This is a genomic window from Shinella sp. GW821-FHT10F02 (assembly GCF_058809275.1).
The window spans coordinates 93,428-115,547 of sequence record NZ_JBXASL010000006.1 but is presented as its reverse complement, the minus strand read 5'-3'; the positions used below and the strand labels follow the sequence as shown (position 1 = coordinate 115,547).

17 protein-coding genes are annotated in these 22,120 nt (G+C 64.9%); 5 read left to right on the top strand and 12 right to left on the bottom strand.

All coding sequences use genetic code 11. The features are described 5' to 3' along the window. Positions 1-71: 71 nt before the first annotated feature. The 3 genes from AC1RWL_RS19235 to AC1RWL_RS19225 are packed head-to-tail and all read right to left on the bottom strand — an operon-like array spanning position 72 to position 2,826. Complete coding sequence (locus tag AC1RWL_RS19235) at positions 72-725, bottom strand: PIG-L deacetylase family protein (protein ID WP_435265306.1); 654 nt, start codon at positions 723-725, stop codon at positions 72-74. Further along, a complete protein-coding gene (locus AC1RWL_RS19230; RefSeq protein ID WP_256118985.1) occupies positions 722-1,534 on the bottom strand; it encodes a glucose-1-phosphate cytidylyltransferase in 813 nt (270 codons plus the stop codon). The genes AC1RWL_RS19235 and AC1RWL_RS19230 overlap by 4 nt, the downstream gene beginning before the upstream one ends. After that, positions 1,531-2,826 carry a methyltransferase domain-containing protein gene (locus AC1RWL_RS19225; protein ID WP_493096315.1) on the bottom strand — a complete coding sequence of 432 codons (1,296 nt, stop codon included), beginning with the start codon at positions 2,824-2,826 and terminating at the stop codon, positions 1,531-1,533. Before AC1RWL_RS19225 ends, AC1RWL_RS19230 begins: the two co-directional genes overlap by 4 nt. Positions 2,827-3,086: 260 nt before the next feature. Here AC1RWL_RS19225 and rfbC point away from each other — a divergent pair, with 260 nt between their 5' ends. Further along, positions 3,087-3,620, top strand: coding sequence for a dTDP-4-dehydrorhamnose 3,5-epimerase (gene rfbC, locus AC1RWL_RS19220; RefSeq protein ID WP_493096316.1), 534 nt, complete (start codon positions 3,087-3,089; stop codon positions 3,618-3,620). On the opposite strand, the gene AC1RWL_RS19215 is transcribed toward rfbC, so the two are convergent. The 4 genes from AC1RWL_RS19215 to AC1RWL_RS19200 all read right to left on the bottom strand — a co-directional run bounded on the left by AC1RWL_RS19215 (position 3,611) and on the right by AC1RWL_RS19200 (position 8,339). Further along, positions 3,611-4,954 carry a DUF4910 domain-containing protein gene (locus tag AC1RWL_RS19215; protein WP_493096317.1) on the bottom strand — a complete coding sequence of 448 codons (1,344 nt, stop codon included), beginning with the start codon at positions 4,952-4,954 and terminating at the stop codon, positions 3,611-3,613. The two genes, rfbC and AC1RWL_RS19215, sit on opposite strands and share 10 nt — an antisense overlap. A 9-nt stretch (positions 4,955-4,963) precedes the next feature. After that, positions 4,964-6,034 carry an NAD-dependent epimerase/dehydratase family protein gene (locus tag AC1RWL_RS19210; RefSeq protein ID WP_493096318.1) on the bottom strand — a complete coding sequence of 357 codons (1,071 nt, stop codon included), beginning with the start codon at positions 6,032-6,034 and terminating at the stop codon, positions 4,964-4,966. 132 nt (positions 6,035-6,166) lie between these two features. Next, positions 6,167-7,537, bottom strand: a complete 1,371-nt coding sequence (locus AC1RWL_RS19205; protein WP_493096319.1) for a glutamate-1-semialdehyde 2,1-aminomutase — start codon at positions 7,535-7,537, stop codon at positions 6,167-6,169. Positions 7,538-7,781: 244 nt separating this feature from the next. Further along, positions 7,782-8,339 carry a response regulator transcription factor gene (locus AC1RWL_RS19200; protein WP_256118979.1) on the bottom strand — a complete coding sequence of 186 codons (558 nt, stop codon included), beginning with the start codon at positions 8,337-8,339 and terminating at the stop codon, positions 7,782-7,784. Positions 8,340-8,884: 545 nt separating this feature from the next. On the opposite strand from AC1RWL_RS19200, the gene AC1RWL_RS19195 reads away from it, so the two are divergent. Further along, a complete protein-coding gene (locus AC1RWL_RS19195; RefSeq protein WP_493096320.1) occupies positions 8,885-13,162 on the top strand; it encodes a chemotaxis protein CheB in 4,278 nt (1,425 codons plus the stop codon). Positions 13,163-13,165: 3 nt separating this feature from the next. Here AC1RWL_RS19195 and AC1RWL_RS19190 read toward each other — a convergent pair whose 3' ends face one another. Both AC1RWL_RS19190 and gmd read right to left on the bottom strand, forming a co-directional pair. After that, positions 13,166-14,155, bottom strand: coding sequence for a GDP-L-fucose synthase family protein (locus tag AC1RWL_RS19190; RefSeq protein ID WP_305112021.1), 990 nt, complete (start codon positions 14,153-14,155; stop codon positions 13,166-13,168). Beyond that, positions 14,139-15,209, bottom strand: a complete 1,071-nt coding sequence (gene gmd, locus AC1RWL_RS19185) for a GDP-mannose 4,6-dehydratase (RefSeq protein WP_256118977.1) — start codon at positions 15,207-15,209, stop codon at positions 14,139-14,141. Before gmd ends, AC1RWL_RS19190 begins: the two co-directional genes overlap by 17 nt. Before the next feature lie 291 nt (positions 15,210-15,500). Between gmd and AC1RWL_RS19180 the strand changes: the two genes are divergently transcribed. The 3 genes from AC1RWL_RS19180 to AC1RWL_RS19170 are packed head-to-tail and all read left to right on the top strand — an operon-like array spanning position 15,501 to position 19,185. Next, a complete protein-coding gene (locus AC1RWL_RS19180) occupies positions 15,501-16,763 on the top strand; it encodes a glycosyltransferase family 4 protein (RefSeq protein WP_493096321.1) in 1,263 nt (420 codons plus the stop codon). Continuing rightward, positions 16,760-18,001 carry a glycosyltransferase family 4 protein gene (locus tag AC1RWL_RS19175; protein WP_492649020.1) on the top strand — a complete coding sequence of 414 codons (1,242 nt, stop codon included), beginning with the start codon at positions 16,760-16,762 and terminating at the stop codon, positions 17,999-18,001. Before AC1RWL_RS19180 ends, AC1RWL_RS19175 begins: the two co-directional genes overlap by 4 nt. Next, entirely contained in the window at positions 17,998-19,185 is a 1,188-nt protein-coding gene (locus AC1RWL_RS19170) for a glycosyltransferase (RefSeq protein ID WP_493096322.1), read from the top strand. The genes AC1RWL_RS19175 and AC1RWL_RS19170 overlap by 4 nt, the downstream gene beginning before the upstream one ends. A gap of 3 nt (positions 19,186-19,188) precedes the next feature. On the opposite strand, the gene AC1RWL_RS19165 is transcribed toward AC1RWL_RS19170, so the two are convergent. From AC1RWL_RS19165 to AC1RWL_RS19155, 3 genes are all read right to left on the bottom strand, one after another. Beyond that, on the bottom strand, positions 19,189-19,773 hold the full coding sequence (locus tag AC1RWL_RS19165; protein WP_439617049.1) for a putative colanic acid biosynthesis acetyltransferase: 585 nt from the start codon (positions 19,771-19,773) through the stop codon (positions 19,189-19,191). A 181-nt stretch (positions 19,774-19,954) separates the two neighbouring features. Beyond that, a complete protein-coding gene (locus tag AC1RWL_RS19160; RefSeq protein ID WP_493096323.1) occupies positions 19,955-20,788 on the bottom strand; it encodes a glycosyltransferase family 2 protein in 834 nt (277 codons plus the stop codon). Positions 20,789-20,804: 16 nt separating this feature from the next. After that, on the bottom strand, positions 20,805-21,788 hold the full coding sequence (locus AC1RWL_RS19155) for an MraY family glycosyltransferase (protein ID WP_493158445.1): 984 nt from the start codon (positions 21,786-21,788) through the stop codon (positions 20,805-20,807). Positions 21,789-22,120 lie beyond the last annotated feature (332 nt).

The window sequence follows — 22,120 nt, the reverse complement described above, 5'->3', positions numbered from 1 at the left end:
ATTCCTGGTCAAAATTACGAGTTAGCGACTGTCTCCGCATCTACTTGAACCCCGGCGATCTGCATCGCCTTCTATGCGAGGGCCATCTTGCGTACCGTGAAGGCTTCCGCGAAAAGCGAAGGCGAACGGCATTCCATTCCACGCATGCGGGCCAAACCCCGAAAGACATCCTCGTGGAACCAATCCTTGGACCTCTGCGTGGCGAAGTGCTCCATGAGCAGGTCGATCTTTCGATCGATCACGCCGGGCAACAGGGGTACGTAGGCATTGCGTTCCGTGATGTCCCCGTCCCATTTCGGGATCTCATATTCTAAGACGAAGTGGTCCCTGAATATATTCATTGTTAACTTATTTAGCTCTCGATGATCTTGATGCGCATCGCGCCGGCTATGGGTAAAAATGACGTCCGGCTCTACTCTTTCGCGCAAATCCAGCAGGAAAGCCTTGATTTCGCGGCTCTGGCTCGGGAAGTAGCTGTCCTCGAAACCGCACACCTCGACCGTGGCAGAGGCAGCACCTTCGAGGAAGGCCGCCGCCGAGCGCCGCGTCTCGGCCGCACGCTCCGTGGTGGCGCTCATGACGCACCAGTGGACCTCCAGCTTCACGCCCGCGGCGATCAGGCCGAGGATCGTGCCGCCGGCACCGATCTCGATATCGTCGGCATGCGCGCCCAGGCACAGGATGCGCAACCGGTGGCCGGCAGACGCCATGGGCAGCGCTTTCATGACCGGCCCGCCACGCGAAGGTTCGATACGCGCTCGCCCGGAACCTGGCGGACCCACGGCATCTCGCCGCGTTCGACCATTTCCTCCAGCATCTGCCAGTCGCGCAGCGTATCCATCGAGCGCCAGAAGCCCTCGTGTTTGTAGGCCATCAGCATGTCGTCCGCGATCAGCCGCAGGAAGGGTTCGAGAACCAGTTCCTCGCCTTCGCGCATATAGTCGAAGATCTCGCGGCGCATCAGGAAGTAGCCGCCGTTGATCCAGATTTCAGAAGTCTCGGACGAGCGGAACTCGCGTACCCGGCCGGTCTCGTCGATATCGGCGATGTGGTAGGTCAGCGGCGGGCGCACGGCCAGGAAGCAGGCGATCTTGCCGCTTGCCTCGAAGCGGGCGACCATGTCGTCGAGATCGACGTCGGTGAGGCCGTCGCTGTAGTTGGCGAGGAACATGCGCTCGCCCTTCACCTGCTCGCGCACCGCCCAGAGGCGTTCGCCGATATTGCGCCAGATGCCGGTGTCGATCAGCGCGATGCGCCATTGCTGCTGCGCGTCGCCCAGAAGCTCCACCCTGCCCTCACCGGAGACGACGCAGTCCGAAAAGGTCTGCGGCCGGCAGTTCAGGAAGAAGTCCTTGATGACGTTCGACTTGTAGCCGAGGCACAGGGTGAAATCGTCATGGCCGTAGGAGGCGTAATATTGCATGACATGGCGCAGGATCGGCTGGGCGCCGAGCGGGATCATCGGCTTGGGTATGCTTTCCGAATAGTCCCGGATGCGCGTGCCACGGCCGCCGCAGAAAAGCACCACCTTCATGACAGCACCTCCAGCGGATCGAGCACACTGACTTCGGGGATCGGCACGATGAACTTCGCGCCCCATTCGCCGACATGGCGCATCTGGCCGATGATTTCGGCCTTCAGGTTCCAGGGCAGGATGAGAATGTAGTCCGGCCGATGCGTGTCGATCGCCTCGACGGGCAGGATGGGTATGTGCATGCCCGGCGTGTAGCGGCCGTGCTTGTAGGGATTGCGGTCGACCGTGAAATCCAGGAAATCCGTGCCGATGCCGCAATAGTTCAACAGCGTGTTGCCCTTGCCCGGCGCGCCGTAGCCGCAGATGCGGCCGCCGCGCTCCTTCACACTGATGAGGTAGTAGAGCAGGTTGCGTTTGGCCTGCCGCGCCCGGATGGAGAAGGACGTATAGGCCTCCACGTCGTGCAGGCCGGCGCGGCGCTCCTGCCCCAGCAGGCCGGCGACATTCGGGCTGATCACCCCGCAGCGGCCCGCATGGCCGAGATAGACCCGCAGCGAACCGCCATGGGTCGGCAATTCCTCGACGTCGAAGATCTCCAGGCCGTGCACCCTTGCGGCGATCTGCACCGTGAACAGCGAAAAATACGAGAAATGCTCGTGGTAGATCTGGTCGAACTGGTTTTCCGCAATCAGCGTCGCGACATGCGGGAATTCGATGGTCACGACGCCCTGCGGCTTCAGAATGCGCTTCATGCCCGCCAGGAAGTCGTTGATGTCGGGCACCTGCGCCAGCACGTTGTTGGCGACGATCAGGTCGGCCTTCTGGCCGGCTGCGGCCATCTCGCCGGCAAGACGCTTGCCGAAGAAGGCGACCCGCGTCGGGATGCCCCGGGCGATTGCGGCGTCGGCGACGTTTCTCGCCGGCTCGACGCCGAGCACGGGAATGTCGCGCGCCACGAAATGCTGCAGGAGGTAACCGTCATTGCTTGCGAGCTCCACGACGAAGCTGTGCCTGTCGAGGGCGAAGCGGTTGATCACCTCTTCGCAATAGCGCTCCGCATGCGCCACCCAGCTCGTGGAGTAGGAAGAGAAGTAGGCATACTCCTCGAAGATGCTTTCTGGGCTGACGAACTCTTCCAGCTGGACGAGCAGGCAGGCCTCGCAGACCCGCGCATGCAGCGGATAATAGGCCTCCATCAGCCCAAGTTCGCTTTCCTGCCGGAAACTTTCGCATGGCGGTGACATGCCGAGGTCGACGACGGTGTGTTTCAGGGTAGCGCCGCACAGCCGGCACGCCGGGCGAAGCGACAAATTGTGTGAATTCGAGAGCGAATGGCCGGCCTGCAAGTTCATGGCAACGCCTCCAACAGTGATTTTCGGTCCTCAAGCCCTTCGGGGACCGTTTCTCGACGTGTTGGCAGAGTAAGCGCAGCCTAAAAACCCTTCGATACTACTATATGAACATTCTACCCTGACCGAAAGGCGTAGCACTCTGAAACGCGTGTAAGCGAACCTTAACCAAGCCTAAACCGCACGTACCGGTCTACCCCGGAAACCCCACTTGGCAGGCGCTCCGCATCGGGCAGGATGGCGCCGGAAAAGGGGAGAATCACATGCTTTTCACCAGGACCGATCTCGATGGCGTCTGGCTGATCGAAGCCTCTCCCGTCCGCGACGAGCGCGGTTCCTTCGCCCGGACCTTCTGCGCCGACGAGATGCAGCACTGTGGGCTCGAAACCCGTTTCGTCCAGCACAGCCTCTCCCGCTCGACGCAAAAACACACGCTTCGCGGCCTGCACTTCCAGAACGAGCCGCACCAGGAGGTGAAGCTGGTATCGTGCCTCGCGGGTGCGATCTGGGACGTGGCAGTCGACCTGCGCCCGCAATCGCCCACTTACGGCCGCTGGACGGCGGCGGAACTCAGCGCGGAAAACATGCGCCAGTTCTACATTCCCCAAGGCTTTGCCCACGGCTTCCTGTCGCTGACGGAGGACGCGGCGGTCGGCTACCTCATTTCGACGCGCTACGCGCCCGACGCAGCCTCCGGCGCCCGTTACGACGATCCCGCTTTCTCGATCGACTGGCCGGCGAAGCCGGCCGTGGTCTCGGACAAGGACAGGACCTGGCCGCTCCTGAATCACGTCTGACGGTTAACGGAATCCTCCACTTCGCCGAGCAGTCCGCATTGCTTCAGTCGGTCGGCGGCGTAGGCGATATCCGCGAACGGCAGGCCGGAGCGGCTGGCAATATCGAGCAGGCAATGGCCGCCATCCGCCAGGTTCAGCACCCAGAGATAGGCCATGGTGATGTCGGAGGTCGTCTTGTGCCCTCCGGTCGCCGAATAGAGCCCCCGCCGACCGAGTTGCGGCTCCCCCTTCGGGGAGAGGTTGAGCGGCACCCAGTCAGTTTCGAGTATGTCGATGATATCCGTGATCATCCGGAAGGAGGATGCGAGATGGTCCGGCCGTACGAGATCCAGGTTGTCGGCGGAGGTATGATATTCGGGGAAGGTGCCGAAGGCGCTGCGCTGGAGAAGGCCGACCGGCAGGTTGAAGCCCGGCGAGCAGAATTGCCGCTCGTCATAACCGTATGGGCTGAAATCGAGCATCGTCACCTTTCGTCCAGCACAGCGCACGCTTTCCATGACGCGGTCGATCGTCGCGTCGCCGCGGCGGCTGCGCTTGTAGACCGGCCCGCCGGCGTTGCCGATGCAGGAGACGACGAGGCCGTGGTCGATGCGGGCAAGCCTGTCCTCGTTGCCGGCAAGCCAGCAGAGCGCCCCGATCGTGCCCGGCGCGAAGAGGAAGCGATAGCCGTAGCGGTTGCGCCTCCCGGCAAGCATCCTTGCGAGGAGGGCCAATACGGCGAGGCCGGAGCAATTGTCGTTGGCAAGCGAGGGGTGGCAGATATGGGCGGTGAGCAGCACCTCACGCTCCGTCGTGCCCGGCAGGAAGACCTCGCCATAGGTGAGCGAACCGTCGGCAAGGGTGGCGTCGATGAAGACGTCGTAGTCGCCTTCCTCCAGCGCAAGATAGTCGCGATGGCGCATGCAAAAGCCCCAGTCCCGGCGGTAATAGCTGGTCCTGTAGGGGATCAGGTCGGGCTGGTCCGGCAGCGTGTGGAGATGCGCCCGCAGTTCCGAGAGCGGCATGCGGCGGGCGACGGGCTCGCTGTAGCTGACGAGGTGGAGGTTGGATTGGGCGAAATCCACCACGACCCTGCCGCTCGCCGTGCGGATATGGGCGTTTCGCACGCTCCATTCCTGCGGCACCGTCCAGTCGAAGACCGGCGTGCCGGAGGGCACTTCCCTCACGGCGATGTCGACATGCTCCGACAGGATCTCGAGCGTCTCGCGAACGCCTGCGCCGGTGATGCTGCGGCAGATCGGGAACAGCCGCGAGACCAGGGCATGAAGCTCACCGCCGAGATCGGCAGGCCCCTCCCGCACCATGCCGCCGTCGACCCTCGGAACCTCGTTCATCGCGCGGCCTCAGGCATGCGCCTGTCGCAACGCCGCCGGGCTTTCGACCGTCGGCAGCCAGCGCAGATCCGGGTCGATCGTGTTGCTGCGCAGGAGGTCGCGGATATGGCTGATGCGCTGGTAGCGCGGCCCTTCGAACTCCTCCATGCTCAGCCCGCCGCTGCCATAGGCGGCGTAGAGCTGGCGGGCGCCGGCCACCACGTCCCATTGCGGGCGGAAGGCCGGAAGCGTCCGCGCGATCTTGCCGAAATCGACCCGGTAGGAACGCGGATCGGGGCCCGCCTCGCTGGCATATTCCAGCCGGCAGCCCGGCACGGTTTCGGCCACCACGTCGGCGATGTCGCGGATGCGGTAGTTGTGCGCGGTCTGGCCGACATTGAAGGCCTGGTTGAAGACGACGTCCCGGGGCGCCTCCAGCGCCGCCAGGAAGGCGCGGGAAATGTCCTCGACATGCACGATCGGCCGCCAGGGCGTGCCGTCCGATTTCAGCAGGATGAGGCTCTTGGTGACTGCCCAGGCGACGAGATTGTTCAGCACGATATCGAAGCGCAGCATGGGCGACAGGCCGTAGGCCGTCGCCGGCCTGAGGAAGACGGGGCAGAAGTTGCGATCCGCAAGCGCGCCGATATCCCCCTCCGCCCGGACCTTGGAAATGCCATAGGCCGAGACCGGATTGAGCGGCGCGTCCTCGTTGACGAGGTCGTCCCCGGCAAGGCCGTAATTGCTGCACGAGGAGGCGAAGAGAAAGCGGCTGACGCCGGCCTCTCGCGCCGCGCGCGCGACCCGCACGCTGCCCTTGTGGTTAATATCGTAGGTGACGTCCGGATCGAGATTGCTCAGCGGATCGTTCGACAGCGCCGCCAGGTGGACGACCGCGTCGAAACCTTCCAAGTCCCTCGCGGAAATGTCGCGCACGTCCTTCAGGACGGAGGGAACCTCGGTCATCGGGCCGCCGGGCGCATAGGAGCAGCGGCGGTAGAGCCGGCTATCATAGCCGTGCACGTCGTGCCCCGCCTTCAAGAGGATCGGCACCATGACGGCGCCGATATAGCCCTGGTGTCCCGTGACAAGCACCTTCATATCCGGATCTCCCCATAAGTGATTGTAGAGGGATGCTAAAACGGTGCGCAGCGGAGCACGATTGATGACAAAGACGGCGCTGCGCACCGGAAGGAGGCACTGGGTTACAAAGCCTACTTCTTTTGGACAGGGTCAGGCGGTCCGGGCCGCCACCACCGGTTCCTCGATATTCGGCAAGCTGTTGTAGCGGCGGAAGACGACGTCGGACGGACGCCCGACGAGGTAGTTCTCGATGCCGTGTTCGAGGGCCAGATGATAGACGCCGAGCGCGCCGTCGAAGGCCGCGATGGTCTGGTCTATCTCGTCGTCGCCATGGGTGTAGCTCACCACCAGCGACGGCGCGAGCACGCCGCGGCGGATGGTCTCCTGCAGCAACAGCGTCCGGAAGGCCTGCGAGGGCGTGCCCTCTCGTCCCCGCGTGGCATAGGTCAGGCAGGCGGGATGCCCCGCGACGGAGACGAAGCGCTGGAGGCCGTGATGCACGATCGCCTGCTCGATGCCGGCCTTCAGCCTCAGCCCCTGGCGGCGCAGGCGCGAGATGACCGGCTCCTGCGCATAGACATGCATCGTCGCGATCGCCGCCGCCATGGCATGGGTCTCGGCGCCGTGGGTTGTCGACAGCAGGAAGACGCGCGGCCGTTCCACCTGCTCGATGCCGCCGAGCTCCATGAGCTCGCGCCGACCGGCGAGCGCGGAGATGGCGAACCCGTTGCCAAGCGCCTTGCCGAAGCAGGAAAGATCCGGCCGCAGCCCGTAATATTCCTGCGCACCGCCCCTCGCCCAGCGGAAGCCGGTGATCATCTCGTCGAGAATGAACAGTGCGCCGTTCTGGTGGCACAGCTCCTGAAGATCATGAAGATAGCCCTCCGCGGGATCGTCGCCGCGCGAGGCCTCCAGAATGAAGGCGGCGATCTTGCCCGGATGGCGGGCGAACAGGTCGCGCGCGTCGTCGAGATCGTTGTAGCGAAAGCCGAGCGTCAGGTTGCGCACGGCCTCGGGAATGCCGGAATTCATCTCCGTCGTCCCGATGAACCAGTCGTCGGTGGAGAAGAACGGATGGTCCTGGCAGCGCGCAATGTAGTCCCGGCCAGTCGCCGCCCGCGCGAGGCGCACCGCCGCCGAGGTCGCATCCGACCCGTCCTTGCAGAATTTCACCATGTCCGCGCCGGGGACCATCTGGAGGAAGGCCGAGGCGCACTCGACCTCGATACGCGCCGGCCGGGTGAAATTGCAGCCGAGCTCCAGTTGATGTGCCACGGCATCGAGGACGGGAGCATAGGCATGGCCGAGGCCGACCGCGCGGTTGCCCATGCCGTATTCGATATAGGCGTTTCCATCGACGTCGAAGACATGGCAGCCATGGCCTTCGACGATGAAACCGGGGGACAGCACCGGATACTGGTCGTCCCCCTTGGCATAGGTATGGGCGCCGCCGGGGATGACCCAATGGGCACGCCGGCGGAGCCTGTCGGAATTTGCGAAGTCCTGAATGAAGCCGTCCATGGAACTCTCCCGTTCGGTCCTTCAATGCACTATCGGCGCTTCAGCGCCGGGTGCATCCGCACTCTTGGGGGAAAGCGACCTGACCGAAAGGCGTAGGATCAATCGAGATTCAGTTCAGGGCATGCCGAAAATGGTGAGTTTCCGTGATCCGGAGCGCAGCGCACTTTCGGTACGTGAGCACCGGAAGCGCGGAAAATCGCCGTTTGCAGGCCGGCATGGGCTGAATGTCGATTGGTCCTGGGGCTCAGTCGAACAGTTCGTTCAGCTTGAAGATCACTTCCGTTCGGTTGCGCACCTTCAGCTTCTTCATGATGTTGCGGATATGAACCTTGACCGTGCTTTCCTGCAGGTCGAGTTCATAGGCGATGATCTTGTTGGCCTTGCCGAGCTTGAGCATCGCGATGACATCTTCTTCCCGGTAGGTGAAGATCTCGGCGCGCTTGCGCTCCTGCTGGTCGGCGACGGACATCAGCCGGCGCAGTTCCGGCAGGCTTTCGGTGGAGATGAAGATGCCGCCCGAAAGTGCCAACGAGATCGCCTTGACGCAGACGGCGATGCCGACGGCCGAGGGAATGAAGCCCCTGACGCCGAGTTCGAGCGCGGTCAGCACCTGCCGCAGGTCATGGCTGTCGGAAAGGATGATGACCGGCAGGTCGGGGAAGCGCGTGAGGAGCGTTCGGATCTCCTCCTCGATGCGCGGCTCGGTGACATCGTGGCTGCCGACATTGATCAGCACGCCGCTCGATGCTTCGGCATATTTCGCCATCCAAGTCTCGATGGAGTTGAAAAGCACGATCGTCATATCGAGACCGTGCGATACAAGGCTTTGTGACAGGCATTCCCGGTCGAGGGCGCGCTCATCGATGATATCGAGGACCCGCGTACTTCCAAACGCACTCTTCGCCGCGTTGGCTGACTTGTAAGCTGCCGACCGGACTGCGCCATTCGAAGGCTTCCGGTAGCTCCATCCGTTTATTCCCGCGATTTCGGCCACAGCAAAATTCTCCGGACTCTACAATTTACCTAAAGAGAACTGTCCCCTGCCAGTTAAGCGCCGACCAAGTAAAACAACTTCCAGATGCCGCAACATCCGAAGACGCTACGTAAAACAATATTCATTTTCGGTAGGCACTGCATTCTGTTAGCTTTAAATTATATCAAAAAAATAGCTGAGAACAGATTCGGAAAATACGTAGAAAAGGGGCTATACAATCGCTTAACGTGCGTATATACTGATCACAGTTCTCTATAGTTGTACCGAACGCTCCCTATGTCTGCAGTGTCCCCGAGATCGCATTCATGAGTTCGAGCCGACCCTCCTCACGCACTCCGTCGGGACTGGATGACGTGGGCGCGAGATCCGTCGCGGGCGTCGTCGCGATCGGCGCATCGGCCGGAGGGCTCGACGCTTGCCGGACCCTTCTCGACGCCATGCCGTCGGGCGGCGGCAACGCCTACATCCTCGTCCAGCATCTCGACCCGGCGCGCGAAAGCATGCTGGTGGGCCTGCTCTCGGGCCATACCCCGATGACGGTGATCGAGGCCGCGGACGGCCAGCGGCTGGAGCCGGACCATCTCTTCATCATTCCGCCCGGCCGCTACATCGCCGTCAATGCCGGCACGATCCGGCTGAGCACGCCGTCGGAGCGCAACGGCATGCGCATGCCCTACGATTTCCTGCTGCATTCGCTGGCGACGGAATACGGGCCGCGCGCGACCGCGGTGGTGCTTTCCGGCACCGGGACGGACGGCAGTCTCGGCGTCCGATTCATCCGCGAGGCGGGCGGCCGGGTCTATGTGCAGGATCCGGACGAGGCCAGCTACGAGGGCATGCCGAACAGCGTGATCGATTCCGGCATGGCCGACCAGATCATGCCGCTCTCGGCCATCGGCCAGGCCCTGCACGGCGCGCCCTCCCCGGCGATCGCGCAGGACAAGGAGCACGTCTCCAAGCAGGCGACCATGGAGGCGATCCTTACCCTCCTGCGCCAGTCGACCGGCAAGGATTTTTCGCTCTACAAGCAGGGCACGCTCTACCGGCGGCTGGAACGGCGCATGGCCATGGCCGGCATCCCCTCCTCCGACCGGGCGCGCTATCTCGGCATCCTCGAAGAAAACCCGTTCGAGCTCTCCCAGCTCGCCACCGACATCCTCATCAATGTCACGAGCTTCTTCCGCGATCCCGAGATCTTCGATCGCCTGCGCTCCACGATCGTGCCCCAGCTCCTCCGCCATCACCCGCCCGAGCTGACGCTGCGGCTGTGGGTTGCCGGATGCAGCACCGGCGAGGAAGCCTATTCGCTGGCGATGCTCGTGCAGGAATGCATCGCGGACGCGAAGTCCGACATCAAGTTGCAGGTCTTCGCCTCCGATGCCGACGAGGAGGCCATAGCCTTCGCCCGCGAGGGCAACTATCCGAAGATGATCGAGGCCGACGTCTCGCAGGAGCGCCTGGAGCGTTTCTTCATCGCGGAGGAATACGGCTACCGCGTGGGTCCGGAGCTGCGCGCCTCGGTGATCTTTGCGGTGCAGAACATCCTCACCGACCCGCCCTTCTCCAATATCGACCTCATCTCCTGCCGCAATCTTCTCATCTATCTCGGGCCGGAAGCGCAGGCCAAGGTCATCGCGCTCTGCCATTTTGCGCTCAACGAAAACGGCATCCTGCTGCTCGGCAGCACGGAGACGGTCGGCAGCGGGGCGAGCCGCTTCGACATCGTCGACAAGGCCGCGAAGATCTTCCGGCGCCAGGGCCAGCGCGGCCGCTACGGCTTCGCCATCAACGCCTTCGACACCGTGCGGGCGCGCGCGCAGCAGGGTCAGGCGCAGTTCCCGAACCGCCAGGCGGCGCTTGCCGACCTCAGCCGCCGCACGATCCTCGACGCCTATGCGCCCGCCACCGTGCTGATCAACCGGAAATACGAATATCTCTATTCGCTCGGCCCCGTGCAGCGCTACCTGCGCATCGCGCCCGGCTATCCGACCCAGGATCTCTTCACGATCACCCCGCGCAGCATTCACACGAAACTGCGCTCGGCGCTGCACCGTGCCTTGCAGGAAAAGGTGCGCACCGTCGCCGCCGGCCTCTACCACGATGCGGACGACACCCTGTCGCGCTACGATATCGTCGTGCAGCCCGTCGCCAGCGACGGCGAGGACCTGTTTCTCGTCAGCTTCTTCGATGTGGCGCGGGAAGCGCCGGCCACCGCCACCACGAACCTGCCGGACGATCCCCGGTCTCGCGCGCTGGAACGCGAACTGGCCGCCACCCGGACGGAACTCCAGGCCGCGATCCGCGACCTGGAAAACGCCGCCGAGGAGCAGAAGGCGATCAATGCGGAGACGCTTTCGCTCAACGAGGAATACCAATCCGCAAACGAGGAGCTTCTCACCTCGAAGGAGGAACTCCAGTCGCTGAACGAGGAGCTCACCGCGCTCAACATCCAGCTCCAGGAAGCGCTGGAGCGGCAGCGCGCCACGGCGAACGACCTGGAAAACGTGCTTTACAGCACCGACGTCGCGACGATCTTCCTCGATCTGGAATTGCGCATCCGCTACTTCACGCCGGCGACGCGCGCGATCTTCAACGTGCTCGTCGGCGATATCGGCCGGCCGCTCGGCGACCTCAATTCCCGCGTGCCGGATTCGACGCTGCTCAGCGACGCCGCCGCCGTACTGAAGGGCAGCACCGGCAAGGAGCGCGAGGTGAGAACCACCAGCGGCACCTGGTATCTGCGCCGAATCATGCCCTACCGGACCCAGGAGGGAGACACGGAAGGCGTTGTCATCACCTTCGCCGACATCACCACCCAGCACCATGCCACCGATGCGCTCGACCGGGCCAAACACACGGCAGAGCGAGCCAATGCGGCAAAATCCCGCTTCCTCGCAACCGCAAGCCACGACCTGCGCCAGCCCCTGCAATCGCTGGTGCTGCTCCAGGGCCTGCTGGAGAAATCGGTCGAGGGCGAAAAGGCGCAGCGGCTGGTACGGAGTTTTCGCGATACGCTCGGCTCGATGTCGGCTATGCTCAATGCCCTGCTCGACATCAACCAGATCGAGGCCGGCACCGTCTATCCGCGGATCGTGACCTGCAGCGTCAACGACGTGCTCGAACGGCTGCACGAGGAATTCAGCTACAGCGCGATAGAGAAGGACCTGTCGCTCCACTTCGTTCCCTGCACGCTGCCGATCCGGACAGACCCGCGCCTGCTGGAACAGATCGTGCGCAACCTTCTGGCCAATGCCGTCAAATACACCAAAAAGGGCAGGATCCTGCTCGGGTGCCGGCGCCATGGCGATGCGCTGGCCATTGAGGTCTGGGATAGCGGCGTCGGCATTCCTTCCCACGAGCTCCAGTCGATTTTCGACGAGTACCACCAGGCCTATAACGAAACGACCGAGGACGAGCTTGGTCTTGGGCTCGGCCTGTCGATCGTGCGGCGCCTCAGCCTTTTGCTCGGCCACAAGGTCCAGGTCCGCTCCGTGCCTGGCAAGGGCTCGGTCTTCTCGATCCATGTGGCGCTCGGCCGCGAGGACCCGCACAGGGACAAGCCCGCCTTCATCAGCGAAAGCCCTCCGCCGCCCCCGGTGCGCGGCACCGTCCTTGTCGTGGAGGACGACCCGAAGGTCCGCAGCCTCATCGAGATTGCGCTGCGTGACGAACAGCACCTCGTCCATGTGGCGGAGAATGGCGAGACCGCGATCGAGCTTGTGGCGAGCGGCGCGGTCGTGCCGACGCTCATCCTGGCCGACAACAACCTGCCGCACGACAAGAACGGCATCGAGGTGACAAAACACCTTCGCTCCATCCTCGGCGACGATGTTCCCGCGATCGTGCTGACCGGCGATATCTCGGCGGAGACATTGCGCCTTCTCTCGGCCGAAGACTGCCTGCATATGCCGAAGCCGGTGAGCCTCGACGATCTCTTGAAAGCGATCCAGCTGCTGCTGCGCTCGAATGCGGGGCTCGACGACGACCGGCCCGACGCGCCGCCCCCGTCCCTGTCCGATGGACCGGAGATCTTTATCGTCGACGATGACCGCATGATGCGCGAGGTGCTGCGCGAGACGTTCGAAGCCCATCAACGGCCTGTGCGGACCTTCGCGAGCGGCGAGGCCTTTCTCACCGCCTTCGACGACAAGGAACCGGGGTGCGTGCTGATGGATGTCAACCTGCCGGGCATGAGCGGTCTCAAGGTGCTGGAAACCCTGCGCGGCAAGGGCATTACATTGCCGATCATCATGATCACCGGCGCCGGCGACGTCGCTACGGCCGTGCAGGCCATGAAGGCCGGCGCCTCCGATTTCATCGAAAAGCCCATCGGCCCGTCCGACCTGCTGGCCTCCGTGGCCGCGGCGCTGGAGCGCAATCGCGACGTCGGCAAGCGCGGCGTGTGGCAGCGGCTGGCGAAGGACCGCCTGGCGGCGCTGACCGGGCGGCAGCGGGAAATTCTCGAACGGGTGCTGGCCGGTCAGTCCAGCAAGGTGATCGCCCAGGATCTGGATCTCAGCCAGCGCACCGTCGAGGCGCACCGCGCCGCGATCATGAAGCGCATGGGCGCCGGCTCGCTGCCGGCGCTCGCCCGCCTGATGGCGGCGGCGGAAGGCGGCGGTGCAGGTTGAGCCTTACGGATGGTGCTGCTTGACCAGGCTGTTGCGGCCCGATGTCCTCCAGCGATGATAGAGTTCCTCGATGCCGGCGCGGAGCGCGATCTTGTGCGACCAGCCGAGCCGGTGAAGGCGGGAACTGTCCAGAAGCTTGCGGGGTGCGCCATCCGGCTTGAAGGCATCGAAGACGATGCGGCCGCGAAAATCGATGACGTCGGCGATCAGGAATGCGAGCTCGCCGATGCTGATCTCCTCGCCCGAGCCGATATTGATGAGCTTGGGGCTTTCATATCCCTTCATCAGGAATACGCAGGCGTCCGCGAGGTCGTCGACATGCAGGAACTCCCGCTTCGGCGTGCCCGTGCCCCAGACGACGACGCTGTCGCGATGGCTGACCCGTGCATCGTGCATCTTGCGGATCAGCGCCGGGATGACATGCGAATGGTCGAGGTCGAAATTGTCGTTCTGGCCGTAGAGGTTCGTCGGCATCACCGAAATGAAGCGACAGCCATGCTGCTCGGCATAGGCGCTGGCGAGCTTTATGCCGGCGATCTTGGCGATGGCATAGGCCTCGTTGGTCGGCTCCAGGCTGCCGGTCAGCAAGGCGTCCTCGGTGATCGGCTGCTCGGCATGTTTGGGGTAGATGCAGCTCGATCCGAGGCAAAGCAGCTTTTCGACGCCGAGTTCGGAGGCCGTCTTGATGATGTTGAGGAGGATGAGGGCGTTTTCAGCTAGAAACTCCGCCGGATAGCGCGCATTGGCGCCGATGCCGCCGACCCGGGCGGCGGCGATGAAGATCGCCTCCGGCCGCGCCTTGCGCATCCAGGCCTCCGTATCGGACTGGCGCGTCAGGTCGAGGTCCTCGCGCGTCACCGTCTGGATGTCGCAGCGCTCCCGTTTCAGCCGACGCATCAGCGCCGAGCCGACCATTCCGGAATGCCCGGCCACCCAGACCCGCTTGCCACGCAGGTCGTAGGATACCGTGTCGTCTTCAGCCGTGGAGATCATTTCGCCCCTCCTCCTTGGTGATCACCCGCAGGTCCGATTCGACCATCTCCGAGACGAGCTCGCCGAAGGTCACCGTCTGGCGCCAGCCGAGCCGCTCGCGCGCCTTGCTCGCATCGCCAAGCAGGATATCGACCTCCGCGGGGCGGAAATAACGGGGGTCGATCTGGATGAGCGGCTTGCCGCTCTTGCGCTCGTAGCCGACCTCGTCGACGCCCACGCCGTCCCATTCGATGGATTTTCCCACCACATCGAAGGCGCACTCGACGAATTCCCGCACGGTATGGGCCTCTCCCGTGGCCAGCACATAGTCATCCGGCACGTCCTGCTGCACGATCCGCCACATGCCCTCCACATAGTCGCGTGCATGCCCCCAGTCGCGCTTGGCATCGAGATTGCCGAGATAGAGCTTGTCCTGCAGCCCCCATTCGATCGCAGCGACCGCCCGTGTGATCTTGCGGGTGACGAAGGTTTCGCCCCTGCGCGGACTTTCATGATTGAAGAGAATGCCGTTCGAGGCGTGGAAGCCATAGGCCTCGCGATAGTTGACCGTCATCCAGTAGGCGTAGAGTTTCGCGGCGGCATAGGGGCTGCGCGGATGGAACGGCGTGCCCTCCCGTTGCGGCGTTTCCTTGATGCCGCCGAAGAGTTCCGAGGTCGATGCCTGGTAGAAGCGGCATTGTTCGCCGACCTTTAGAAGCCGCATGGCCTCCAGAAGCCGCAGCGTGCCGAGCGCGTCGGTATTCGCGGTATATTCCGGCGTCTCGAAACTCACCTGCACATGGCTCTGGGCGCCGAGATTGTAGATCTCGTCCGGCTGGACCTCCTGGATCACCCGGCAGAGGTTCGTCGCATCGGTTAGGTCGCCGAAATGCAGGTGGAAGCGCACCCCAGGTGACCGCGGATCGACATAAAGGTGATCGATGCGGGCCGTATTGAAGGAGGACGAGCGGCGCTTGAGGCCGTGCACCCGATATCCCTTGGAAAGCAGAAGCTCGGTCAGGTAGGAGCCGTCCTGGCCCGTCACGCCGATGATCAAGGCTGTTTTTTCAGGCATTGTCGCTCTCGCAGGAGGGGCATGCGGGCACAATTCTTCGCTGCCCGTCGTCTCGTGAGTTAGCGATGACGCGGTCCGCGCGGCAAGGTGGCCGTTCGGGGGACGGGGATCGTCCCGCTTTCTCCGGATCGGACGAGGCCGCACCTCCGCCCGACGAAGGTCTAGCCACCCTCGTCGGAAGGCGTAGGCCGGGTGCGGGGGCAAGATACCCCCTAGCGCCTTTGGAGAACTTGCCGCCCGTCCGCGTATTGCAGGATCGTAACCCGCAGGAATTGTGATCCCGGGGGGCTCATGCGGACGATCTTCGTCAATCGATATTTCCATCCCGACCAGTCGGCGACGAGCCGCATGGTATCGGCGCTCGCTTTCGGCCTGGCGCGGCAGGGCGGCGAGGTCGCGGTCGTCGCGAGCCGCACCCGCCATGACCAGGCCGACGTTCCCCTCGCCGGGCGGGAAACCTGCTCCGGCGTGGATGTCGTCAGGCTCTCCACCTCGCGCTTCGGCCGCAGCACCCTGCCCGGCCGCGCCATCGACTACCTCTCCTTCCACCTCGCGGCCTTCGGCTGGCTCATCCGCAATGTCCGGCGCGGCGACGTGGTGGTCGTCTGCACCGATCCGCCGCTGATCTCGCTCGGCTGCGCGCTGCCCATCCGGCTACGCGGCGGCGAGATGGTCAACTGGGTCATGGACCTGTTTCCCGAAACCGCCATCGAGCTCGGCCTTTTCAGCAAGGCGCCCGTGCTCGGGCGGCTCGCCGCCTGGCTGCGCGACCGGTCGGTCGCCCGCGCGCGCCTGACGATCTGCCCGACGGAGCGGATGGCGGATTACCTGCTCGCACGCGGCGCCCCTGTGGATCGCATGCGCGTGTTGCACCATTGGTCCGATGCTGCCGAGATCCGCCCTGTCCCGCGCGACGAAAACCCCCTTCGCGCCGCCTGGGACTACACCCGGAAATTCGTCGTCGGTTATTCGGGCAATTTTGGCCGCGCCCATGAATTCGCCACGCTGATCGAGGCGGCGACCCTTTTGCGAGACCGGCAGGACATCCGCTTCCTGATGGTCGGCGGCGGCCACAAGCTCGCCTCAGTGCAGGGCGCCGTGCGCGAACGCGGCCTCGCCAATGTCACCTTCAAGCCGCTGCAACCGGCCGAACAGCTTGCCGAGAGCCTCGGCGTGCCGGATCTGCACGTCGTATCGCTGCTGCCGCGCCTCGAACATTGCATCATCCCGAGCAAGTTCTACGGCATCCTCGCCGCCGGCAGGCCAACGCTCTTCATCGGCGATCCGAAAGGCAGCGTCGCGGCCGTCATCGATGCCGAGGGCTGCGGGGTGAACATCGGGATCGGCGAGGCCGAAAGGCTCGCCCGCACGATCGCCGAACTGGCGGCATCGCCGGAAAGGGTCGTCGCGATGGGCGAGACCGCGAGGGCCGTGCTCGAAGCCGACTATGCCTATGACCGCGCGCTCGCCACCTGGCGCGGGCTGCTGCGGGATCTGGCTGAAGCCGCGCCGGTACCCGCCCGCACCGTCCTGCTGGAGCAGGAGACGTCATGACCGACACCGTCGTCGTCAGCCAGCTCGGCGCCCGCATGCACTATGCCGTCGCCCGCATCCTGGCGAAGGAAGGCCGGCTCGGCCATTTCTTCACCGATATCTGCGGCACCAAGAGTTGGCCCGCCCTGCTCCACCGGTTGCCCCAGTCGATGCTGCCGCGGCCGGTGCGGCGGCTGGTCGGGCGGGTGCCGAATGGCGTTCCGCCGGAACTCATCACGGACTTTCCGCTCTTCGGCGTGCGCTCCGCCATCCGGCGCCTGCGCATGGAGGACCAGGCGGGGGAAATGTCGCATGCCGTCTGGGCCGGCAGCCGCTTCTCGACGCTTGTCGCAGCCCGGGGCTTTCACAACGCCGCCGGCCTCTATGCCTATAGCGGCGATGCGCTGGAACAGATGCGCGCCGCCAAGAAGCAGGGCCTCTGGGTCGCCGTCGAGCAGATGGTGGCGCCCCGCGCGGTGCTGGAAGCCATCCTCGCCGAGGAGATGGGACGTTTTCCCGACTGGGCCGGCCCACCGGCGAAGAACCCCCATGCCGAAACCTTCGCGGCGCGCGAACGCGCCGAATGGGCGCTGGCGGACTGCATCGTCTGCCCGTCCGATTTCGTCCGCGACCATGTCATCGCCGAGGGCGGGCCGGCGGAACGCTGCGTCGTCGTACCCTACGGCGTCGACGCGAAGGACCGTTCCGACCCTACGCCCCGCGCACCCGGCCCGCTGCACGTCCTGACGATCGGCGAGGTGGGCCTGCGCAAGGGCTCGCCCTATGTGCTGCAGGCCGCCGAACGCCTCGGCACCGCCGTGCGCATGCGCATGGCCGGCCCCCACCGGCTGCCCGAGCCGGTCCGCCGGCGGATGAGCCGGTCGATCGAGCTCAGGGGCATCGTGCCGCGCGCCGAGATCGCCGGGGAGTATCGCTGGGCGGATGTCTTCCTGCTGCCCTCGCTCTGCGAGGGATCGGCCACCGTCATCTACGAGGCGCTGGCCTCCGGCCTTCCGGTCATCACCACCTACAGCACGGGAAGCGTCGTGCGGCATGGCGTCGAGGGCCTGATCGTGCCGGAGCGCGACCCGCAGGCGATCGTCGACGCCGTACGCTACCTCGCCGACAACGAGGACGTCCGCGCGACCATGTCGGCCAACGCACGTCGCACGGCGGCCAGCCACACCGTCGACAAATACGGCGCGCGCCTTCTCGACGTGCTGTCCCGGCTGCACGGCCCCCATGGCGACGAGCCATGAAAATCGTCCATGTCATCACCACCATGGATCCGGACAAGGGAGGCCCGCAGGCGGTCGTGATGCGGCTTGCGGCGGCCCAGGCCAACCTCGGCCATTCGGTGCATGTGGTGAGCCAGGCGGACACGCAGACGCTCGGCCATGTCGCGCGGCTCGGCGAGGCCATTCCCGGCTTCCAGCACATCGTCTGGCACGCCGTGCCGCCGGGAAGGCTGGAAGAGGTGCTCTGCCGCAAGGCGCGGCCGCTTCTGGCGCGCATCCTCGCCGATGCCCATCAGGTGCATCTGCACGGCGTCTGGGAGCCGATTCTCGTTTTCGCCGCCGCCATCGCCGCGCGCAACGGCGTGCCCTATTGCGTATGCCCGGCCGGCATGCTCGACACCTGGAGCCTTGCGCAAAAGCCTTGGAAGAAACGCCTGGCGCTGGCGCTTGGCTGCCGCCGGATGCTCGACCATGCGGCCTTCATCCATGCCCTCAACCGCGACGAGGCGGAGCTGATGCGGCCGCTCGGCCTGAAGGCGCCGGCCGAGATCATTCCGAATGGCGTCTTCATCGAGGAATTCGAACACCTCCCCTCCGCCAAGACCTTTCCCACGCTGATCGGCCTGCCGGCAGAACGGCGCTTCGTGCTGTTCCTCTCCCGCCTGCACTACAAGAAGGGTCTCGACCTTCTGGCCGACGCCTTCCAGCGGGTTGCGCAGGAATGCCCGGATGTTGACCTCGTCGTGGCGGGGCCGGATGGCGGCGCGGAGGACGACTTCCGCGATCTCGTGCGCCGCTTCGGGCTCGAAAGGCGGGTCTTCATGGTCGGCCCGCTCTATGGCGAGACGAAGCTGCAAGCCTTCGTTTCCGCCGCCTGCTTCTGCCTGCCCAGCCGGCAGGAGGGGTTCAGCGTGGCGATCACCGAGGCGCTCGCCTGCGGCACGCCGGTCGTCATCACCCGTGCCTGCCATTTTCCCGAAGTGGCCGTTGCCGGCGCCGGCGCGGTCGTGGCGCTCGATGCGACGGATGTCGCGAGCGCCCTGGTCGAAACGCTCTCGAATGCACCGGCAGCCCGCGCCATGGGGCAGAACGGTCGCCGGCTGGTCTTCGAGAACTATACCTGGCCGCGCATCGCCCAACTGACGATCGGCCTCTACGAAGCCTATGCGCCGGCAACCGAGAATGTCGGGCTTCCCACCACCTGACGGCTAACCGACCTGCCGGCGGCTGGCGACGGCGCGCGCCGGATTGCCGGCATAGACCGTCCACGGTTCCAGCGCCCGGACCGCGACACCACGCGCACCCAGAACCGCCCCCTCGCCCACCTCCATGCCCGGGCCGACGAAGGCCTCCGCGGCGATCCAGGCGTTGCGGCGCAACACGATCGGCCGCGCCACCAGCGGAAAGGCCGGCTGCTGGATATCGTGCGTGCCCGTGCACAGATGCGCGCGCTGCGACACGATCGCCAGCGCCTCCAGCGTCACGGGCGCGACGTTGTAGCAGATCACGCCCGGTCCCATCGAGGCATTCGGCCCCATGGTGAGGTTGCCCGGCCACCAGATGACCGTGCTGCCATGCACGATCGCCGTCGGATCGAGCTTGGCGCCGAAGAGGCGGAGCAAGAGGTTGCGCCAGGGATGGAAGGGCGACGGCGTCCACGCCGCAAGGCACCGCCAGGCGATGAGCCAGGCAAGCCGCATCAGCCGGAAGCGCAGCGCGAAGGTCGGCCCGCCGAGCAGCGGTGCGGCAAGGCCCAACGTGTCGAAGGCCGGATCGTCATAACGGGATTTCATGGATGGACGGGCCTCCCTGTCATCGGCGGAACGCAATGGGTTTCAACGCCGCGCCCGCTGGCCGCAACGGTCGGCATCCCCGGACGAGCAACCGCCAGGAGGCGGGGGCCTCGCATCTCCCGCTCCCGGCGGCGGTCGCAGGCAAGGGGTACTGCCCACAACCCCGTACGGACGAGCCTGATCAAACGGGCAGGCCTTCCTCCCGCCGCCGCAGTTCCTCCGTCTTGATGACGATCATGTATTCGTAGGCGGCGAGCAGCCGGCAGTAATGGTAGCCTTCCCAGCCGTCCCTGAACCCGCCGCGCAGGATATACATGTAGAGGAAACGCGCGGCCGGGCGGAACGGCAGGCGCATCGACAGTTCCTTCATGGCGCGGCGCCGCACCTCCGGCACCGCGCTCAGCAGGTCGCGCCAGGGCACGCGTTTCTCGCGCAGGCTGATCACCGTCTCGCGCGCCTCCGAAGAGGAATAGCGGTTGTGCTTGTCGTACCAGGCGTTGAGGCCCTTGTTGAAACTGTAGTGGATGAAATGCGCGTTGAGCCGCCCCTCCGGTCCCTCGGGCAAGCAGCGCGAATGGGCATCGCGCTCGTAGCGCACCCGATCCGGCCGCACGAGGCGGGTGATCCAGGTGGGGTAGAGGCTGCTGTGCTTGATCCAGCGCCCCATGAACATGTTCTTGTAGCGGATGCGGAAGGAGCTTTCGGGGCGCACCGGATCGCGGGCGATCGCCAGCATCTCGTCGCGCAGGTCCGGCGGTGTCACCTCGTCGGCGTCCGGCGTATAGACCCAAGGATATTTGTAGGTGATCTCCTTCAGCCCGTAGGTGCGCTGGTGCGATTCGGTATCGTGCACCCGCTGGTAGACCCGGGCGCCCGCCGCCTTTGCGATCTCCACCGTCCTGTCGGTGCTGTAGGAATCGAGCACGACGATATCGTCGCACCAGTCCAGCGAGGCCAGGCAGGCGGGGAGATTTCTCTCCTCGTTCAACGTCATGATCAGTACGGAAATCGACATCGGCCGCCCTCCCCCGTTACATCTGCAGCTTAATTGAGGGACGGGCGGCGCGATGGACCCGCCGGCGCGTGGCGGACTCGGCGGCGAGCACGAATGCGGTATGGGCGATCGCGACGAAGACGAGACCAATCACCATCACAGGCCCCGGAAGATTGAACACCAGGCCAAGATAGCCGACGCCGCCGCACAGGAACGACACCAGGACGATGACATAGCTGGTGGCCGCGGGCGAAAATCCGGTATCGATCAGCAGGTGATGCAGGTGCCGGCGATCCGCCGACATGGGACTGCGGTGATCAAGCATGCGGCGCACCATCAGGCTCAGCGTATCGACCACCGGAATGATCACCAGCCAGAGCAGGCTCTGGAAGGCGAGCCCCTCCGCGCCATTCGACAGGCACAGGATCAGGTAGGCGATGATCCCGCCCAGCGCCGTGCTGCCGGCATCGCCCAGATAGACCGAGGCGCGGGCGCGCCAGGGGCTGCGCAGGTTGAAGATGAGAAAGCCGCCGATCGCCGCAAGCAGGAGGGCGACCGGAACGACGAGCCCCTCGGCACCCGCGTGCAGCGACAGGAGGAGGATCCACACCAGCGCGGCAACGGCGCTGCCGCCGGCAAGCCCGTCGACGCCGTCCAGCATGTTCCAGGCGTTGATCAGCCCGACGATGAAGGCGACGGAGAGCACGAGAAGGCCGATGGGGCCGAAGACGATCCCCAGTTCCAGCAGGTCGCCGAACGACACCTGCCCCAGCCCTTCCGCGGAGATCAGCGTGATCGCGATCAGCACCTGCGCCCCGAAGCGGAAGCGGGCGGGCAGTGCGAACCGATCATCCGCGACGCCGAGCCCGACGATCAGCAGCGTCGCCGCCCAGAAGCCCGGCCCGCAAGCCATCGGGCCTGAAGCGAGCAGGCTGATGCCGGCGAACGCCAGGAAGATCGCGATGCCGCCGCACAGCGGTATGGCACCCTCATGGATCTTCCGGTGATCCGGCAGATCCATGAGGTGAAGGGGAACTGACAATGAACGCAACAGGACGACGAAAAAGGCGCTCAACGCAAGAGACGCCGAGCTTTCGAGCAGCAAGAAAATCATATGACGCCCCTGCAATCGCCGCGATGCCCTGACCTGGAGCGATCAGGTTGCATGGACGATGATGCAAGCATAGCGATAGAAATGCGGGGCCGACATTTGAGCAAAAGGTCAAGGGACCCTCGTCGAAGCGCAGGAATCCACCCGCAGGGGTACACACGCCTACTCCCTTTCCGCGCCCTTCTCCTCCCTTTGGACAGGTTTCACACGGCACCGCGTTGTTTTGGCGCGCCGATTCGCGG

Bases quoted from the DNA above. Each gene is read 5' to 3' on its own strand.
- AC1RWL_RS19160 (WP_493096323.1), bottom strand. From the start codon at position 20,788: ATGTCGATTTCCGTACTGATCATGACGTTGAACGAGGAGAGAAATCTC.
- rfbC (WP_493096316.1), top strand. From the start codon at position 3,087: ATGCTTTTCACCAGGACCGATCTCGATGGCGTCTGGCTGATCGAAGCC.
- AC1RWL_RS19200 (WP_256118979.1), bottom strand. From the start codon at position 8,339: ATGACGATCGTGCTTTTCAACTCCATCGAGACTTGGATGGCGAAATAT.
- AC1RWL_RS19230 (WP_256118985.1), bottom strand. From the start codon at position 1,534: ATGAAGGTGGTGCTTTTCTGCGGCGGCCGTGGCACGCGCATCCGGGAC.
- AC1RWL_RS19210 (WP_493096318.1), bottom strand. From the start codon at position 6,034: ATGAAGGTGCTTGTCACGGGACACCAGGGCTATATCGGCGCCGTCATG.
- AC1RWL_RS19180 (WP_493096321.1), top strand. From the start codon at position 15,501: ATGCGGACGATCTTCGTCAATCGATATTTCCATCCCGACCAGTCGGCG.
- AC1RWL_RS19215 (WP_493096317.1), bottom strand. From the start codon at position 4,954: ATGAACGAGGTTCCGAGGGTCGACGGCGGCATGGTGCGGGAGGGGCCT.
- AC1RWL_RS19155 (WP_493158445.1), bottom strand. From the start codon at position 21,788: ATGGATCTGCCGGATCACCGGAAGATCCATGAGGGTGCCATACCGCTG.
- AC1RWL_RS19190 (WP_305112021.1), bottom strand. From the start codon at position 14,155: ATGATCTCCACGGCTGAAGACGACACGGTATCCTACGACCTGCGTGGC.
- gmd (WP_256118977.1), bottom strand. From the start codon at position 15,209: ATGCCTGAAAAAACAGCCTTGATCATCGGCGTGACGGGCCAGGACGGC.
- AC1RWL_RS19165 (WP_439617049.1), bottom strand. From the start codon at position 19,773: ATGAAATCCCGTTATGACGATCCGGCCTTCGACACGTTGGGCCTTGCC.
- AC1RWL_RS19205 (WP_493096319.1), bottom strand. From the start codon at position 7,537: ATGGACGGCTTCATTCAGGACTTCGCAAATTCCGACAGGCTCCGCCGG.
- AC1RWL_RS19225 (WP_493096315.1), bottom strand. From the start codon at position 2,826: ATGAACTTGCAGGCCGGCCATTCGCTCTCGAATTCACACAATTTGTCG.
- AC1RWL_RS19170 (WP_493096322.1), top strand. From the start codon at position 17,998: ATGAAAATCGTCCATGTCATCACCACCATGGATCCGGACAAGGGAGGC.
- AC1RWL_RS19235 (WP_435265306.1), bottom strand. From the start codon at position 725: ATGAAAGCGCTGCCCATGGCGTCTGCCGGCCACCGGTTGCGCATCCTG.
- AC1RWL_RS19175 (WP_492649020.1), top strand. From the start codon at position 16,760: ATGACCGACACCGTCGTCGTCAGCCAGCTCGGCGCCCGCATGCACTAT.